The organism is Arthrobacter sp. GMC3, assembly GCF_002929305.1.
Classification (GTDB): Bacteria; Actinomycetota; Actinomycetes; order Actinomycetales; family Micrococcaceae; genus Specibacter.
Genome location: NZ_PJIO01000090.1, coordinates 1 through 658, shown reverse-complemented (window position 1 = coordinate 658; position 658 = coordinate 1). Strand labels below are relative to the sequence as shown.

1 protein-coding gene is annotated in these 658 nt (G+C 66.9%); it reads left to right on the top strand.

From position 1 onward, the window contains the following. Positions 1 to 617, top strand: a 617-nt coding sequence (locus tag CXQ94_RS23775) for an alkaline phosphatase D family protein (protein ID WP_181034366.1), incomplete at its 5' end; no start/stop codon positions are given. Positions 618 to 658 lie beyond the last annotated feature (41 nt).

The following is a 658-nucleotide window of genomic DNA, read 5'->3' as shown; positions in this document are numbered from 1 at the left end:
TGGACATGCGCAGCTACCGCGGGCCGAACACCCACAACCTGCAAGCGGAGCAGGGCACCGACACGGCGTTTCTCGGCCGCGAGCAGCTGCGATGGCTCAAGCGAGAGCTGCGAGCCTCGCGCGCAACCTGGAAGGTCATCGCCGCCGACATGCCCATCGGCCTACACGTACCGGACGGTCCGCGCTGGGAGGCGATCGCCAATGGCAACGACGGCGAGGCGTTGGGCCGGGAGCTGGAAATCGCCGACCTGCTGACCTTTATCCAGCGTGCACGAGTGCGCAACACCGTCTGGCTGACCGCGGATGTGCACTACTGCGCGGCGCACCACTATCACCCCAATCGCGCTGCCTATCAGCGTTTCGAACCGTTCTGGGAGTTTGTCGCCGGGCCACTGAACGCCGGCAGCTTCGGACCGAATCCGCTGGATGGCACCTTCGGCCCGGAGGTGGTGTTCCAGAAGGCTCCGGCGACTGCGAACAGCTCGCCGCGGGCCGGCTTCCAGTTCTTCGGCGAGGTGGAGATCGACGCGCAGAGCGGTGCGCTGGGCGTGAGTCTGCGTGACATCGACGGCACGGTGGTCTACAGCCAGACGCTTGAGCCCTGGCAACCTGCCTGAGCCGGCTCAGCCGAGCAGGAAGTTGCCGGCGCGGGGTTCAC